Below are 16310 nucleotides of genomic sequence, written 5' to 3' on the forward strand. Positions count from 1 at the left end.
CGCTACAGGAAGGCACACGGGATGGCCGACAATCCATCGCGGGATCTCCGCCAGACGATGCGGGATCCCGCGGCGTTCGAGGTCTTCTACCGAAGACACACCGAACGGGTGAGCCGCTTCGTGGCCCGGCGGATGACCGATCCGCACACGGTGGACGATCTCACCACAGAGGTGTTCCTGGCCGCCATCGACACCGCGGCCACCTACCGGCCGGACCGGGGCAGCGAGGAAGCATGGCTGTACGGCATCGCACGCAACGTGGTGGCCTCCGAGCAGCGTAGAGCGGCCAAGGAACTGCACAAGAACGCCAGAGCGGCGGGACGGCGCACGCTGGACGCCGATGACATCACCCGCCTGGAAGAGCGCATCGACGCGGAACGAGCCGCCCGCCCGCTGCTGTCCGCCATCGCCGGCCTGCCCGGAAGCCTGCGGGCCGTGGCCGAGCTGGTGGACGTGGACGGCCTGTCGGTAGCCGACGCGGCGGCCGCGTTGCGCATCCGCGTCAGCACCGCCAGGGTCCGGCTGCATCGCGCGCGCCGCAGGCTCATGGCCGACCCGGCTGGTCGCCCGGAATCCATCTTGGAGGGATCGTCATGAATGAGACTCTTGCCGGGTTCGAACAGCGCCGGCTGGCCGAGCTGAAGGACCACATCACCACGCGGGCGGCAGCCGAACGCGACAGGCGGCCGCGCCGCCGGATCAGTCTCGCTGTGGCGGCCGGAGCGGTGGCCGCCGCCGTGGCCACCGTGGCCACCGTCACGTCCATGGGGGGCGGCGACCCCGCCTATGCCGTCACCAAGGACTCCGACGGCATCGTCTATGTGACGGTACGCGACTTCCGCGACGCGGAGGGATTGAGCAGGCAGCTCGCCGATCTGGGCGTCCCGGCCCTCGTCGACTTCGTCCCCGCCGGCCAGAAGTGCAGGGACGAACGAGGGACCGTCGTGACCGACGTTCCGCGCGGCCTGTACTACCCGCCGACGCAGATTCCGGGCGACAAGGAGGGCCTGGGCTGGCGGATGCAGATCGACACCAAGCTGTTCAAGCCGGGCCAGACCTTCGTCTGGACCCTGGAGGTCGACCCCGTCTACGGATGGACCGGCACCAGCACCATCCTCATGCACGATCCCGTGGCGCCCTGCGTGCTGGTCCCCGACGACACGCGACACAACGTGCAGACCGTGTCTCCTTGGCCGGCCACATCTCTAAGGGGTTACGAGGTGGGCGGGAAGACCGTCGGCGAGGTCCGGCCGGAGATCGACAAGCGCGGCCTCAAGGTCACCTACCTCATCACCGAGCCCCATCCCGATAGCGACCGGTTGCCTCCCGAAATCGCGCGCAGCGTCCCTTACGTCATGTACCCCAGTAAGCAGAGCACTCCGGTCGGCGATGATTGGTTCGTCTGGCAGGCGGACGAGCGGCAGCCGGGCACGATCCGGCTGATGGTCACTCCCAAGCTCAACGGCCGGGCCGGCGTCGATCACTGAGACCGGTCGGCGGGCCCGTGCACCGCGCGTGCACGAGAATGGGCCGCATGCTGGCTGACATCGTCGAATATCTCGTGTGCCCGGTCTGCCGTGCCGATCTGTGGCTGGACGAGCGGGCGCTGCGGTGCGCGGGCGGGCACGCCTTCGACGTCGCCCGGCAGGGGTACGTCAGCCTGCTCGTCGGGTCCCGCGCGCCCGGGACGGCTGACAGCGCGGAGATGGTGGCCGCCCGGGCCGCGTTCCTCGACGCCGGGCATTACGAGCCGCTGGCGGCAGCCGTGGCGGCGGCCGTGGCCGAGGCCGTGCGGGCGGACGTGGCCGGAGAACATGAGCCGATTACCGAAACCAATGACGGCAGCCAATTGAGGGCGTACCGTGGGGCGGTAATGGAGGCCGGTCGCGGCCCGGGGCAGGCAGAAGGCCCCGAGTCCGGCCGGGACAGCGTCGAAGGTCGTCGCGCGGGGGGCAGGTCCGCGCCGGTGATCGTCGACGCGGGCGCGGGCACCGGGCACTATCTGGCGGCCGCGCTCAATGCCGTGAACGATGGCATCGGGATGGCGTTCGATGTGTCGAAACACGCAGTGCGCCGGGCAGCGCGGGTGCATCCGAGGGCGGGCGCGTTCGTGGCCGACGTCTGGAAGCCGCTGCCCATCAGGGATGGGGTGGCGGACGTGGTGATCGACGTCTTCGCGCCCAGGAACGGCCCGGAGTTCGGGCGGATCCTGCGGCCGGGCGGGGTCGCGGTGGTCGTCACGCCGGCCGCCGAGCATCTGAGCCCGCTGGTGGGCGAGCTGGGGCTGCTCTCCGTCGACGAGGAGAAGGAGCGCCGGGTCGCGCGTGGCATGGAGGGCTTCGTCCAGGCAGGGCGGCGCACCGTCGCGTTCGACATGGAGCTGGACGCCGGCGGGATCGCCCAGGTGGTCGGCATGGGGCCGAGCGCGTGGCACACCGATCCGGCCGAGCTCGATGCCCGCATCGCGGCGCTTTTCTCCCCTGAGAGGGAGAGAGTGGTGACTCGCGCGGCGTTTCACCTGTCTATCTTCGAGCCCGCACCGCGTTCAAGACCTGCTCCTTGACTGACGTGTGCGACTGGTGTTACTGATGGGGCATTTAGTCCGAAATTCCCCCACATTCCCCAAGTATTTCTCCCAGACAGACGTAATACTGGACGGCATCCCGGGCCCATTGGCACGGGACATCAACGGGAGGGGGCGCGCCGCATGAAGGCGGAGGAACGCTGGCAGGCCAGGTTCCGGGCCTCGCGCATGACGCTGCCGTCCTGGGCCCGCCAGGCCCCGCACCGCTCCATCTACCGCTCCAACGCCACCGGCAAGTGGGAGGTCTACGCCTGGGACCGCGTCACCGGCGCCGTCCGGCAGGTCACCGACCGGCCCAAGGGCACGGCGTACGCGGCGCTCGACCCCACCGGCCAGTGGATCTACTGGTTCGCCGACACCGAGGGCGACGAGTTCGGCGTGTGGTGGCGCCAGCCGTTCACCGGCGGCCCCGACCAGGAAGTGGCCCCCGGCCTGCCGCCCGGCCAGCCCGGCGGCATCGCGCTGTCCATGACCGGCGTGGCCGCGATCAGCTGGGCCAGCGAGGGCACCTTCCGCATCCACCTGGGCCGCCCCGGCGAGCCGTTCCGCCAGCTGTACGAGCACACCGAGGCCGCCTGGGTGGCCGCCATGTCGCTCGACGGCTCCCTCATCGCGATCAACCACGGCGAGTACGGCGACTTCCGCCATCCTGCGCTGCGCGTCGTCCGCCCCGACGGCAGCGTCGTCGGCGAGCTGCACGACGGCCCCGGCAAGGGCGTGACCGGCCTCGGGTTCGCCCCCGTCCCCGGCGACCGCCGGCTGCTCGCCCTGCACGAGCGCCGCCACCGCAACGAGCCGCTGGTCTGGGACCCGGTGACCGGCGAGCAGCGCGAGATCTGGCTGAAGGACTCCGGCGACCTCGACGCCGACTGGTACGACGACGGCCGCGCCCTGCTCATCCTGCGCGACGACCGGGCCCGCAGCCACCTGCACCGCTACGACCTCGGCGGCGGCACCCTGACCTCGATCGAGACCCCGCACGGCGTCATCGACGAGGCCGCGCCCCGGCCCGGCGGCCACGTCGAGTACTCCTGGTCCAGCGGGTCCAGGCCGCCCGTCATCCGCTCCACCAACGGCCAGGTCGTGGTCAACTCCGGCGGTCCCGCCGCGCCGCACAGCGTGCCGGTCGAGGACCTCGACGTCGAGGGCGAGGGCGGGCGCATCCACGCGCTGATCTCCAAGCCGGAGCACGGCCTCGCCCCCTACCCCACCGTCTTCCTGCTGCACAGCGGTCCGGCCATGCACGACCGCGACGCCTTCTCCCCCACGGTCGCGGCCTGGGTGGACGCGGGCTTCGCGGTGGTACGGGTCAACTACCGCGGCTCGACCGGCTACGGCACGGCCTGGCGCGACGCGCTCCACGGCGACGTCGGCCACATCGAGCTGGCCGACGTGGCGGCGGTGCGGCAGCGCGTCGTCGAACGCGGCATCGCCGACCCCGCCCGCCTGGTGCTGGCCGGCTCGGCGTGGGGCGGCTACCTCACGCTGCTCGGCCTCGGCACCCAGCCCGACCTGTGGGCGGCCGGCATCGCGGCGGCGCCGATCGCCTGCCACCAGACGTCGTACGAGGACGAGGTCGAGAGCCTGCGCGCCTACCACCGGGCGCTGTTCGGCGGCTCGCCCGACGAGCAGCCCGAACGGTACGCCGCCAGCTCCCCCATCACGTACGTGGACCGCGTGGGCGCCCCGCTGCTGATCCTCGCGGGCGAGAACGACGCCCGCTGCCCGTTCCGCCAGATCGAGAAGTACGTGGCCAAGCTCGCCGAGCACGGGCGCGAGCACGAGCTCTACACCTACGACGCCATCCACGGCTCATTGGTGGTCTCCGAGCAGATCGCGCAGATCGCGCTGCAGCTCGATTTCGCCAGGAAACATGTGAAAACCCGCTGACATATGACATGTCGTAAAGAGTTGGCGGTTCCGGTGTCTTGAACGTCGGCGGCCCGCGCTGACAGGCTCGCGCGGAGCGCCGTCACGCCCCGGTCCCCGGGACGTACGGGCCCCGCTCGCCCGGCCACGCCCTCCCCGGCCCCGCCGCCGTTCGGTCCTGCCCCGACCGGCGCGCCCGCCGGCGCGGAGGGCGGGCCCGGCGCCGGCCGTACACAGCCGGGCACCCGGAAAAGCGGTCAGCGGGCGCGCAGGACGACGATGGCGAGGTCGTCCGCGCTCGGCTCGGTGGCGAACTCGGCCACCCCGCGCCGGATGCGCTCGGCCACCGCCCGCGCCGACAGCCCCGCGCACTCGCCCAGCATCCTCGCCAGGCCGCCGTTGTCGTCGAGCAGCCGCCCGCCGTTGCGCCGCTCGGTGACGCCGTCGGTGACGGCGAGCAGCACGTCGCCGTGGTCGAGGTGGACGGTGTCGGCCTCGAAGAGGACCTCGTGGAAGACGCCGAGCAGCGACTGCGGCGTGGTCACCGCCTCGACCTTGCCGTTGGGACGCAGCCGCAGCGCCTCCGGGTGCCCCGCCGAGACCAGCCGCACCTCCAGCCCGCTCGCCACCGGCGTGATGTCGCCGTGCAGCAGCGTCAGGAAGCGCGCCCGCTCCCCTTCCTCCAGGATCGCCTGGTTGAGCCGCCCGAGCACGGCGGCGATGCCGTAGCCCTCGCGGGCCAGCAGCCGCAGCGTGTGCCGGGCCAGGCCGGTCACGGCGGCCGCCTCCGGCCCGGTGCCGCAGACGTCGCCGATGGCGAAGCGCCAGGAGTCGTCGCCCGCCTTGAACAGGTCGTAGAAGTCGCCGCCGACCTCGTTGGCCTCGCCGGCGGGCTCGTAGATGACGCCGTAGTCGAGCCCCGGCACCTCGGGCTCGTTGGGCGGCAGCAGGCTGCGCTGGAGCGCCCGATTGGCGGCGGCCTGCTGGGCGTACAGCCGGGCGTTGTCCATCGCGAGCGCGGCGCGCCTGCCGATGTCGTCGGCGAACTGGATGACCTCGTCGGGGAAGCGGTCGGGCCGGCCGAGGCACATCAGGCCGAGGCCGCGGCCGCGCGCCGTGAGCGGCACCGCCAGCACCTGGGAGTCGGGCAGGTGGAGCAGCGAGGTGACCCGGTCGTCGGCCTCGCTGACGTCCAGGCCGTCGAGCTGCTCGCGCAGCCCGTCGATCCTGGCCTCGTCGGCGTGCCATAGGTAGACCAGCCGCAGCGGCCCCGAGTCGCCGGCGGAGGTGTAGACCGCGCACCAGGTCGCCAGGCGCGGCACCACGATCTGGGCGATGATGGCGGGCACCATGTCGGGGTCGAGGGTGCCGGCGAGCAGGTCGCTCGCGTCGGCCAGGAACCCCAGCCAGTGGGGTCCGTGCGAGCTCTCCTCCACCCGCTCGGCGGCCACGCGGTCCACGGAGCCCGGTAGCGTGAGTCTTGCCCAATGGACACGGGAATCGCCCCTGAAGGTGACTCCCCACTCCTCGACGTTCGCGGAAGGAGCCTTCGGATCACCGTGGGAAACCATGCGCTGACGGAACTCCACCCGCACCGCATCCCCAAAATGCTGCCACATTACTTCAAAAGGCTCGTCAGCGACTTGCTCTGCCAAATCCCCCGCTACCTGCTCGGCGGTATGGAGCACGCCACCAGCGGCCCACGCGGTCATCACCTCGCGCGTGAACCTCATCGCGGCCGTCACAGCGGTCTCGCCCGGCGCGAATGTCGCAGCCAGCACCGCATGGGGAGATGCAGTCATCCCATCGTGCCTACCACACATCGCACGGGCTTGGGGTAAATCCAAGGACAGGACTACGAGCTACTCAACGTGACAGACTTGAATCACTCGCGAAGGCCCAGGGCGAGTGAAGGAGGCCCCATGACCACGGCCAAGGCCGCGCCGACCCCGGAGGAGAGGACTTACACCGAGTCCGATCTCGTGCCCATTCTGGAGACTCTCTTCTCGTGGCGTGACGGCGATTTCCGGCGGCGGGTCCCCCACGCACCCCCGGGCATCCTGAGCGAGGTGCGGCTGCTGCTCAACGAAGTGGCCGACCGTCGCGAGCATCTCGCGAACGAGCTGGTCCGCGTACGTAAAGAAGTGGTCAAGGAAGGCCGCTTCAGCGAGCGGCTGACGCCCGGCCCCGGCGTGGGCGCCTGGGCCGAGAGCGTCGAGTCGGTCAACATGCTGATCGACGCCCTGGTCAGCCCGGTCAGCGGCGCCGCCGACGTCATCGACGCGGTGGCCAAGGGCGACCTGTCGCGGCGCATCGACCTCGACCGCTCGGCCCGCGGCGAGGTGCGCCGCCTGGGCAAGGCCATCAACGGCATGGTCGACCAGCTCGCGCTGTTCAACTCCGAGGTGACCAGGGTCGCCCGCGAGGCCGGCACCGAGGGACGGCTGGGCGGCAGCGCCAACCTGCGCGGCATGTCGGGAAGCTGGCGCGACCTCACCGAGGCCGTCAACACGATGTCCTCGCGCGTCGCGGCCCAGGTCCGCGACATCGCCGTGGTCACCACCGCGGTCGCCAAGGGCGACCTGAGCCGCAAGGTCACGGTCGACGCCGTGGGCGAGATGTTCGAGCTGAAGAACACCGTCAACACCATGGTCGACCAGCTCTCCGGCTTCGCCGAGGAGGTCACCAGGGTCGCCCGCGAGGTCGGCACCGAGGGCCAGCTGGGCGGCCAGGCCCAGGTCACCGGCGTGTCGGGCGTCTGGAAGGACCTCACCGACAACGTCAACTTCATGGCCAACAACCTCACCTCGCAGGTGCGCAGCATCGCGACCGTGGCGACGGCCGTGGCCCAGGGCAACCTGTCGAAGAAGATCACCGTCGACGCGCAGGGCGAGATCCTCCAGCTCAAGGACACCCTCAACACGATGGTCGACCAGCTCTCGTCGTTCGCCGACGAGGTGACACGCGTGGCCCGCGAGGTCGGCACCGAGGGCAAGCTGGGCGGGCGCGCCGAGGTCAAGGGCGTGTCGGGCGTCTGGAAGGACCTCACCGACAACGTCAACTCGATGGCCAACAACCTGACCTACCAGGTCCGCAACATCGCGCAGGTCACCACCGCGGTCGCCAACGGCGACCTCACCCGCAAGATCGACGTGGACGCCCAGGGCGAGATCCTGGAGCTCAAGTCCACCATGAACACGATGGTCGACCAGCTCTCGTCGTTCGCCTCCGAGGTCACCCGCGTGGCCCGCGAAGTCGGCACCGAGGGCCAGCTCGGCGGCCAGGCCCAGGTGCGCGGCGTGTCCGGCGTCTGGAAGGACCTGACGGACAACGTCAACTCGATGGCCAACAACCTCACCTCACAGGTACGCCAGATCGCCGCGGTCTCGTCCGCCGTTGCGCAGGGCAACCTGTCGAAGAAGATCACCGTCGATGCCCAGGGCGAGATGCTGCAGCTCAAGGACACCCTCAACACGATGGTGGACCAGCTCTCGTCGTTCGCCTCCGAGGTCACCCGGGTGGCCCGCGAGGTCGGCACCGAGGGCCAGCTGGGCGGCCAGGCCCGGGTGCAGGGCGTGTCGGGCGTCTGGAAGGACCTCACCGACAACGTCAACTTCATGGCCAACAACCTGACCTACCAGGTGCGCAACATCGCCGAGGTGACCACCGCGGTCGCCAACGGCGACCTCACCCGCAAGATCGACGTGGACGCCCAGGGCGAGATCCTGGCGCTGAAGACCACCATCAACCGCATGGTCGACCAGCTGTCCTCCTTCGCCTCCGAGGTCACCCGCGTGGCCCGCGAGGTGGGCTCGGAAGGCCAGCTCGGCGGGCAGGCCCGGGTCGAGGGCGTCGAGGGCACCTGGAAGCGGCTCACCGAGAGCGTCAACGAGCTGGCCGGCAACCTCACCACCCAGGTGCGCGCCATCGCCACCGTCACGAGCGCCGTCGCCCGCGGCGACCTCACCCGTTCGATCGCCGTCGAGGCGCAGGGCGAGCTGGCGGAGCTGAAGGACAACATCAACTCGATGGTGGCCAACCTCCGCGAGACCACCCAGGCCAACCAGGAGCAGGACTGGCTCAAGTCCAACCTGGCCCGCATCTCCCGGCTCATGCAGGGCCACCGCGACCTGTTCGAGGTGGCCAAGCTGACCATGAGCGAGCTGACGCCGCTGGTCTCGGCCCGCTACGGCGCCTTCTACGGCATCGACCCCGAGGGCGACCACGAGCTGGTGCTGATCGGCGGCTACGGCGTGCGGCCCGACAAGGCGCCGCGGCAGCGGTTCGCGATCGGCGAGGGCATCGTCGGGCAGGCCGCGGCCGAGGGCCGGCACATCGTGCTCGACGACGTGCCGCCGCAGTTCATCACGATCGACAGCGGCCTCAGCCAGTCCACGCCCGCGCAGATCGTGGTGCTGCCGATCCTGTTCGAGAACCGCGTGCTCGGCGTGCTGGAGCTGGCCTCGTTCACGCCGTTCGGCGAGGTGCACCTCGACTTCCTGCGCCAGCTCGTCGAGACCATCGGCGTCACCATGAACACCATCATCGCCAACTCCCGCACCGAGGACCTGCTGACCGAGTCGCAGCGGCTCACCCGCGAGCTCCAGGAACGCTCCGACGAGCTGCAGCGCCAGCAGGAGGAGCTGCGCAGGTCCAACGCCGAGCTGGAGGACAAGGCGGCGCTGCTGGCCAAGCAGAACCGCGCCATCGAGATCCAGAACTTCCAGATCGAGCAGGCCCGCCGCACCCTGGAGGAGCGCGCCGAGCAGCTCGCGGTCTCCTCGCGCTACAAGTCCGAGTTCCTCGCGAACATGTCGCACGAGCTGCGCACGCCGCTCAACAGCCTGCTCGTGCTGGCCAAGCTGCTGACCGAGAACGCCGAGGGCAACCTCACCTCGCAGCAGGTCGAGTTCGCCAGGACCATCCACAGCGCCGGCTCGGCGTTGCTCCAGCTCATCAACGACATGCTCGACCTGTCCAAGGTCGAGGCGGGCCGGATGGACATCCACCCGATCCAGGTGGCGCTGCCGAAGATGGTCGACCTGCTGGAGGCGGCGTTCGCGCCGCTCGCGCAGGACAAGGGGCTCGCGTTCACCGTCGACATCGAGCCGGACGTGCCGGGCGAGCTGCGCGCCGACGAGCAGCGGCTGCAGCAGGTGCTGCGCAACCTGCTGGCGAACGCGGTGAAGTTCACCCCGCGTGGCGAGGTCAAGCTGCGCGTGTCGATGGCGCCTCCCGGCGTCGACTTCGACGACGACACCCTGCACGACGCCCGCGACCTGCTGGCGTTCCAGGTGATCGACACCGGCATCGGCATCGCGCCCGACAAGCGCGACGTCATCTTCGAGGCGTTCCGCCAGGCCGACGGCACCACCAGCCGCAAGTACGGCGGCACCGGCCTCGGCCTCGCGATCTGCCGCGACATCGCCCGGCTGCTGGGCGGCGAGATCCACGTGGACAGCGAGCTGGGCAAGGGCAGCACGTTCACGCTCTACCTGCCCGCCTCCTACACCGGGCCGCTCGCGGCCACCGACGGCGGCGTGGCGCGGCGGCAGCTCATGAGCCCGCCCTCCGACGAGCCGGCCGCGCACGCCGTCCCCGAGCCGCCGCTGCCGCTCGACCTGCCCATGCCGGAGCTGGTCGAGCCGCCGGTCGAGACCCCGTCGCAGTGGCAGGGCGACGACCCGCTCAACGGCGCCAAGATCCTCATCGTGGACGACGACATCCGGAACGTGTTCGCGCTGACCAGCGTCCTGGAGCGGCACGGCTCGACGGTCGTCTACGCTGAGAACGGCCGTGAGGGGATCGAGCAGCTCGAACGGAACGAGGACGTCGCGCTCGTGCTGATGGACATCATGATGCCGGAGATGGACGGCTGGGCCACCACTTCGGCCATCCGGCGCATGCCGCAGTTCGCCGACCTGCCGATCATCGCGCTCACGGCGAAGGTCATGCGCGGCGACCGCGAGAAGAGCATCGCCTCCGGCGCCTCCGACTACGTGCCCAAGCCGGTCGACGTCGACCGCCTGCTCGAACGCCTGCGGGGCTGGCTCAGCCGCGGCAAGGGCGCCGCATCCGACTCAGCCGCATCCGACTCATCAGGCGAAGGGGCGTGATCGTGCCGGATCGTGCCAAGATCCTGCTGGTCGACGACCGCGAGGAGAATCTCATCGCGCTCGAGGCCATCCTCAGCTCGCTCGACCTGGTGCCGGTGCGCGCCCGGTCGGGCGAGGAGGCGCTCAAGGCGCTGCTCAACACCGAGTTCGCGCTCATCCTGCTCGACGTGCGGATGCCGGGCATGGACGGGTTCGAGACGGCCGCGCACATCAAGCGGCGCGAGCGGACCAGGAACATCCCGATCATCTTCCTGACCGTGGTGGACAGCGCTCCCGACTACGCCTTCCGCAGCTACGCGGCGGGCGCGGTCGACTATCTCACCAAGCCGTTCGACCCGTGGGTGCTGCGGGCCAAGGTGTCGGTGTTCGCCGAGCTCTACACCATGCACAAGCGGGTGGCCGAGCAGGCGTCCCTGCTGCGCGAGCGGCTCACCGGCGAGCTGCCGCCCGGGGCCGGCGACCACACGTCGGTGCTGCCCGAGCTGTCGCGGCGGCTGACGGCGGTCGAGGACGAGCTGGCCCGGATGCGGGAGCTGGTCCGCAAGTCGCAGGACCAGGCGCTCGCCGCTCCGCTGTCCGATCTCACGGATCGGGTCACGCACCTGCGCGCCGGGTTCGACGCCCTGTCGGGCGGCTAGCTCCGGGCCCGCTCCAGGGCGTCCCAGAACCCCCTGCGCAGGGCGTGGCGCACCTCGTCGTGGAGCAGGAAGTCGATCGGCAGCGACGACCCCTGCAGCAGCCGCGCCTCCAGGTCGGACGGCATCCGGGGCTTGCGGGCGAGCACCGCCTCCAGCCACAGCGCGGGCGCGTCCCTGGCGACGGACTCACCGAAGTCGTGCCCTTCGCGGTGGGCGGCCTTGACCGCGTCGGACAGCGTGGTGGCGCCGGCCGTGGCCGCCGCGGGGACGACCGGCGCGGCGTGCGGCCCCGAGTACGAGCCGTGCTGCGACGGCTGGTAGCCCCCGCTGCCGGACTGCGCGGCGAACTGTCCCGTGCTGGGCGACGGCGAGGGGGCCTGCTGTGCCGGCGGCGGTGCGGACGGCTGGATCGGGATGGGCCCGGTGGCCGGCGCCGGGGACGAGGGCTGCTCGATCTGGTAGTTGGTGTACGTCGGCAGCACCGGCGGCGCGGACGACTGCCCGCGTCCGGAGTGGGCCGAGCCGTTCGCGGAGTGCTGCCCGGTCGAGCCCGACGACCCGGCCGCGTGGCTCCCGGACGGCTGCGGCGCGGCCAGCGGCACCGAAGAAGGCAGGGAAGAGGGCAGGGACGAGGGCGGCGGCGACGGGGGCGGCTGCGCGGGCGGCAGGGCGTGGGTGCCCTGGCCATTGGTCAGCGGCTGGGCCTGGTGATGGTGGTGCCCGTTGGACGACTCGCTGACGCCGGAGACCATCGCGACGTAGGGCCGCAGGTGCACCGCACCCAGCTCGACCAGGTCGTCGCACTCCTGTTGCAGCGAACGGGACACCGCCCACCCGCCCTCGGCGGCCACGTGGATGACCGTGACCCGGATGCCGAGGTCCTGCGCGTCGCAGACGACCTGCGTGAGGTCCTCGTCGCCGCTGACGACCACGGCGTCGCAGATGGCGTTGTTGCGGGCGAGCGTCATGAGGTCGCGGTGGACCTGGGCGTCCACGCCCTCGCGCCGGCCGGGCCTGATGCGCGACAGCCTGAGCTTGAGCCCCGGTATGTCGGCCAGCGCGTCGTGCTCCGGCGTGCGCCGGCCCTCGACCGTGGCTTCGTACCAGTAGCAGCGCAGCAGCGGCAGCCCGGTGCGCTCGCGCGACAGGCCGGTCATGAGCTGGAGCAGCCCCGGGTAGTCCCAGGCGACCGCTTCGCGATGGCGTGTGCCGTGCACGGCCATCGCTCCGTCTGCCAGCAGATAGCCGGCGTCCACGAACAGCGCGCAGCGATCCACTGACACCGCCCCTTTCCTGGTGGTCCGACCTTGCTGGCTCTGCACCGTCAGAGACCGGATCCGGCGGCCCTCTCTCAGGGTAATGAAAGCAGGTGATCGTCCGAGGGTTAATCCCGACGATTCGCCCCTCGGCCGTCGATGCGCTGGGTCGCCTAGGCGAACCGTACCAGTTTGTCCTTTTCGCGGTCACGAGCGTGCCCGTACGCTCAGCGCCGCCACCCCGAACATGACCACGTCCTTGTCGGTGGCGATCGTCAGCCCGGGATCGGCCCCCAGCTCCGCGCCGACCGTGTCGACGTCCACGCCGAACGTCATCTCCGCCACCCCGCCCGAGGAGCCGTCGAAGACGTTGGACCGGTCGCGGTCGCCGCCCGCCGGGGTGAGGGCGCCGCTGCCGAGGGAGACGCGGTCGCCCGCGAGGCCGGCGTCGCCCTCCCAGGTGACCAGCTCGGCCCGCGCGGGAGCGGCCGCGGGGGTGAGGCCGCCGATCGGCAGGCGTACCCGCCGTCGCGGCCCGCCGACGACGGTGGCGCTGTCGAGGACCACGGCCTGGCTGTACGGCTCGCGCGGATCGGTGACGACCAGCACCAGGCTCCACCCGGCGTGCCCCGCCGTCCCCTCCATGACGGGCGCGTCGGCCGCCCACCACAGGCCGCTCCTGCGCGCACCGGCCGCCAGCATGCTCACGTCGGCGAACGCCTGGTAGACCGGCCCGTTGGGCAGCTCGCGGACGGCCGCGTTCGACGGGTGGACGGTGACGTACGACCCCCGCCCCGGCGGACGCACCCTGATCGGCCCGGCCCGGTCGCCGCTCGCCGACCAGTAGAGCCCGGCCCACACCACCCGCCCGCCCTTCGGCAGGACGAGCCGGGCGGCGCTGGAGCAGCGGGTCGCCGGATCGTCGTCGCGGTCGAGCGGCTCCATCGGCCACAGGTCGTTGTCCCGCTGGTCGCCCTGCCGCCGCCGGGCCTCCGGGCAGCCCTCCCGCTCCTCGGGGCAGGTCAGCAGGGAGTTGCCGACCGCGCGTACGGTGACCCTGCCCTCGGTGGCGAACCTGGCGGGCGCGCCGCTCGCGCGCACCCCGTCCTCGGCCCGCGCCAGCACCCGCAGCGCCCCGGCCTCGACCCGCAGCGCGGGCCCGGCGCCCTCGGGCGCGTTCTCGTCGACCCGCACCCGCAGGAACACCGCCGTGCCCTCGCCGGGCGGCAGCGGCGCCCGCCCGCACCGGGCGCCGCCGCCGGTGGGGCGGCAGGCCCAGCCGTCGGCCGTGCCGGCCGGGCCGTGGAGCGCGGCGGCCTGGTGCCGGCGGGCCGTGGGGATGAGCGTGACGCCCTTCGGCAGCTCGACCAGCGCGGCCACCTCGCCGCTGGGCGCGTCGCCGTCGTTGCGCAGCCGGACGCCGACGATGCCGGGCTGGGCGCGGACGAGCGCGCCGAGCGGCTCGACGGCGGCCCGCAACCGGGCCTGACCGGACGGGCTGCGCGCCGGCCCAGGGGCCGGCGGCGACACCAGCGCGCGACGCCCGACCGGCCCCAGCTCGGGACCCCCGACCGCCCCCATCAGGTACGGCCCCAGCTCGGAACGCCCAACCGGCCCCAGCAGGTACGGTGCCAGCTCAGGACTCCCGCCAGGCCCCAGCGGGTACGGCCCCAGCTCGGAACCCCCGCCAGACCCCAGCAGGTGCGGTGCCAGCTCGGAACGCCCGACCGGTCGTGGCGGTGACGGAGGAGACGGCACCGGCGCGGCCGGTTCCATCGCCGTCGAGGCCGCCACGGACCGGCCAGCCGGCTCGTCGGCCGACATCAGGAACAACGCGGCCGTCATCGCCGCCGCGACCGCCGCGCCACCGCCCAGCGCGGCCCTCCGCCGCCGCGCCGCCCGCCGGAGCGCGGCGAGGACCCCCAGCAGCCCGGCCGCGCCGCCCGTGCCCTTGGCCAGCGCCGCGGCGTAGCCGCCGAAGAGCGGGCCGACGTACAGCGGCCCCACCATCACCCGCAGCCCGCGGTTGACGTCGGCCAGCTCCAGCAGCACGCCGTTGCACTCCTCGCAGCGGCCGACGTGCTCGTCGACCACCCGGGAGTCGCGCCGCGCCAGCCCGCCCCGCACGTACGCGCCCATCCTGCCGAGCACCGGCCGGCACTCGCGCCGCGGCCGCGAGCCGAGATGCACCTGGAGGTACGCCTGCCGCAGCCCCTCACGCGCCCGGTAGGCGAGGGCGGCCACGCCGTTGGCCGACAGGCCGAGCAGCGGCGCGACCGCGGCGGGCCGGCACCGCTCGACCTCGACGTGCCAGAGCACGGCCCGCCACCGCTCGGGCAGCGACAGGTAGGCGCGGGCGACGATCGACCTCTCCAGCCCGACGAGCGCGGGATCGACGAAGGGCGCGCCGGGGTCGTAGTCCTCGATCTCGCCGCCGGCGAGCCCGCCGCTCTCGACGCGGGAGCGGTCGTGGACGGTGCGGCGCACGACGGTCAGTAAGCAGGTGCGGAAGCTCCACTCGGGGCCTCGGCCCCGGCCCACGAGGTCGAGGACCTTGGTGAACGCCTCGGCGACGACGTCCTCGGCCTCCGTGCCGCGGACGAGCTGGCGGGCCAGCGCCCTGGCCGCGGCCGCGTGCCGCCGGTAGAGCAGGCCGTAGGCGGCGGCGTCGCCCTGTGCGGACGCCCGCAGGAGATCCGCGTCGCTGCGCGGCGGTTCGACACTCATGGTGACCTCGCGATTACGTGGCGTTGCCTCGCGCATACATTCCGCAGTCCCCGTCTTGGCTAAACCGGGAGACCTGCTTTGGCCGCGAAGCTGTACCGGCGGGGTCGGGGCTGATCAGGACCCTAAGCTTGGAGGCATGACAGACCGCGACAATCTGCTGGCCGAGATCAAGAAGAAGGCCGTCGTCCACGGCAAGGTCACGCTCTCCTCGGGCATCGAGGCCGACTGGTATCTCGACCTGCGGCGGATCACGCTCGACGGCGTGGCCGCGCCCCTCGTCGGCAAGGTGATGCTCGACCTGACCGGCGACCTCGGCTACGACGCCGTGGGCGGCCTCACCCTCGGGGCCGATCCGGTGGCGGCCGCCATGCTGCACGCGGCGGCGGCGCGCGGGCGCGCGCTCGACTCGTTCGTGGTGCGCAAGGCCACCAAGCAGCACGGGCTCCAGCGGCGCATCGAGGGGCCCGACGTGGCCGGGCGGCGGGTGCTGGCCGTGGAGGACACCTCGACCACCGGCGGGTCGGTGCTGACCGCCGTGGAGGCGCTGCGCGAGGCCGGGGCCGAGGTGGTGGCCGTGGCCACGATCGTCGACCGGGGGGCGCGCGATCGGGTCGTCGGCGAGGGGCTGGAGTATCGCACCGCGTACACGCTGGACGACCTGGGGCTCTGACCGGCGCTCAGCCGGAGGCGCGCACCGTGAACGCCTGCCTGGCGCCCGGCTCGCCCTGCGGGCGGGGCAGGCCGTTCTCGGTGACGCGGACGGTGCCGCCGTCGCTCACCACGACGTCCAGCTCGTCCTCGAAGTAGTTGACCTCTTCGCCCCTGCTCATCTCGCGGTGCTGGAGCACGTCGCCGCCCGGCACGCGTACGGTGACGGTGGGGCACGTCTCCGCCAGGCACTCGATGCGCACGGTCGGCACCCGCGCGTCCGGCTCGCCCACGGGGGTGGCCGGCGCGGAGACCCGCTCGCGCTCGGCCTGTGACGGCGCGCTGAGCGTGCCGATCAGCGCCCGCGCGCCGATGACCAGGAGTGTCACCAGGGCGCCCGCCGCGACAACGGCCAGCGCCATGCGGGCGAGACCCATCGGATCCGACCTGTGGCGTCCCACACAGGGAGCGT

At 72.2% G+C, this 16310-nt stretch carries 11 protein-coding genes; 7 read left to right on the forward strand and 4 right to left on the reverse strand.

Going from position 1 to position 16310, the window contains the following annotated elements:
- Positions 1-21 precede the first annotated feature (21 nt).
- The 4 genes from ABD292_RS18085 (at position 22) to ABD292_RS18100 (ending at position 4474) form a co-directional block, all read left to right on the forward strand.
- A complete protein-coding gene (locus tag ABD292_RS18085) occupies positions 22-597 on the forward strand; it encodes an RNA polymerase sigma factor (RefSeq protein ID WP_344208547.1) in 576 nt (191 codons plus the stop codon).
- The gene (locus ABD292_RS18090) at positions 594-1487 is read left to right on the forward strand and encodes a hypothetical protein (protein ID WP_344208549.1); all 894 of its coding nucleotides are present in this window, start codon (positions 594-596) and stop codon (positions 1485-1487) included. The genes ABD292_RS18085 and ABD292_RS18090 overlap by 4 nt, the downstream gene beginning before the upstream one ends.
- Positions 1488-1534: 47 nt before the next feature.
- Positions 1535-2563: a putative RNA methyltransferase gene (locus tag ABD292_RS18095; RefSeq protein ID WP_344208551.1), complete on the forward strand. Its 1029-nt coding sequence runs from the start codon at positions 1535-1537 to the stop codon at positions 2561-2563.
- Positions 2564-2707: 144 nt separating this feature from the next.
- Positions 2708-4474: a S9 family peptidase gene (locus tag ABD292_RS18100; RefSeq protein WP_344208553.1), complete on the forward strand. Its 1767-nt coding sequence runs from the start codon at positions 2708-2710 to the stop codon at positions 4472-4474.
- A 236-nt stretch (positions 4475-4710) separates the two neighbouring features.
- Here ABD292_RS18100 and ABD292_RS18105 read toward each other — a convergent pair whose 3' ends face one another.
- The gene (locus tag ABD292_RS18105) at positions 4711-5913 is read right to left on the reverse strand and encodes a PP2C family protein-serine/threonine phosphatase (protein WP_344208555.1); all 1203 of its coding nucleotides are present in this window, start codon (positions 5911-5913) and stop codon (positions 4711-4713) included.
- 462 nt (positions 5914-6375) lie between these two features.
- Here ABD292_RS18105 and ABD292_RS18110 point away from each other — a divergent pair, with 462 nt between their 5' ends.
- Together ABD292_RS18110 and ABD292_RS18115 are read left to right on the forward strand one after the other, a co-directional pair.
- Entirely contained in the window at positions 6376-10569 is a 4194-nt protein-coding gene (locus ABD292_RS18110; protein WP_344208557.1) for a HAMP domain-containing protein, read from the forward strand.
- Between the two features lie 2 nt (positions 10570-10571).
- The gene (locus ABD292_RS18115) at positions 10572-11207 is read left to right on the forward strand and encodes a response regulator (RefSeq protein ID WP_344208559.1); all 636 of its coding nucleotides are present in this window, start codon (positions 10572-10574) and stop codon (positions 11205-11207) included.
- Here the strand turns inward: ABD292_RS18115 and ABD292_RS18120 are convergent.
- On the reverse strand, positions 11204-12484 hold the full coding sequence (locus ABD292_RS18120) for an NYN domain-containing protein (RefSeq protein WP_344209101.1): 1281 nt from the start codon (positions 12482-12484) through the stop codon (positions 11204-11206). The genes ABD292_RS18115 and ABD292_RS18120 overlap by 4 nt on opposite strands.
- Positions 12485-12670: 186 nt before the next feature.
- Positions 12671-15190 carry a sigma factor gene (locus ABD292_RS18125; RefSeq protein ID WP_344208561.1) on the reverse strand — a complete coding sequence of 840 codons (2520 nt, stop codon included), beginning with the start codon at positions 15188-15190 and terminating at the stop codon, positions 12671-12673.
- 136 nt (positions 15191-15326) lie between these two features.
- Here ABD292_RS18125 and pyrE point away from each other — a divergent pair, with 136 nt between their 5' ends.
- On the forward strand, positions 15327-15860 hold the full coding sequence (gene pyrE, locus ABD292_RS18130; RefSeq protein WP_344208563.1) for an orotate phosphoribosyltransferase: 534 nt from the start codon (positions 15327-15329) through the stop codon (positions 15858-15860).
- 7 nt (positions 15861-15867) lie between these two features.
- Here the strand turns inward: pyrE and ABD292_RS18135 are convergent, their stop codons facing one another.
- Positions 15868-16275 (reverse strand): hypothetical protein, encoded by a 408-nt coding sequence (locus ABD292_RS18135; RefSeq protein ID WP_344208565.1) that lies wholly within the window; start codon positions 16273-16275, stop codon positions 15868-15870.
- Positions 16276-16310 lie beyond the last annotated feature (35 nt).

The organism is Nonomuraea bangladeshensis, assembly GCF_039529455.1.
In the GTDB taxonomy this organism is placed as follows: Bacteria; Actinomycetota; Actinomycetes; order Streptosporangiales; family Streptosporangiaceae; genus Nonomuraea; species Nonomuraea bangladeshensis.

Bases quoted from the DNA above. Each gene is read 5' to 3' on its own strand.
- ABD292_RS18085 (WP_344208547.1), top strand. From the start codon at position 22: ATGGCCGACAATCCATCGCGGGATCTCCGCCAGACGATGCGGGATCCC.
- ABD292_RS18110 (WP_344208557.1), top strand. From the start codon at position 6,376: ATGACCACGGCCAAGGCCGCGCCGACCCCGGAGGAGAGGACTTACACC.
- ABD292_RS18100 (WP_344208553.1), top strand. From the start codon at position 2,708: ATGAAGGCGGAGGAACGCTGGCAGGCCAGGTTCCGGGCCTCGCGCATG.
- pyrE (WP_344208563.1), top strand. From the start codon at position 15,327: ATGACAGACCGCGACAATCTGCTGGCCGAGATCAAGAAGAAGGCCGTC.
- ABD292_RS18090 (WP_344208549.1), top strand. From the start codon at position 594: ATGAATGAGACTCTTGCCGGGTTCGAACAGCGCCGGCTGGCCGAGCTG.
- ABD292_RS18135 (WP_344208565.1), bottom strand. From the start codon at position 16,275: ATGGGTCTCGCCCGCATGGCGCTGGCCGTTGTCGCGGCGGGCGCCCTG.
- ABD292_RS18125 (WP_344208561.1), bottom strand. From the start codon at position 15,190: ATGAGTGTCGAACCGCCGCGCAGCGACGCGGATCTCCTGCGGGCGTCC.
- ABD292_RS18095 (WP_344208551.1), top strand. From the start codon at position 1,535: ATGCTGGCTGACATCGTCGAATATCTCGTGTGCCCGGTCTGCCGTGCC.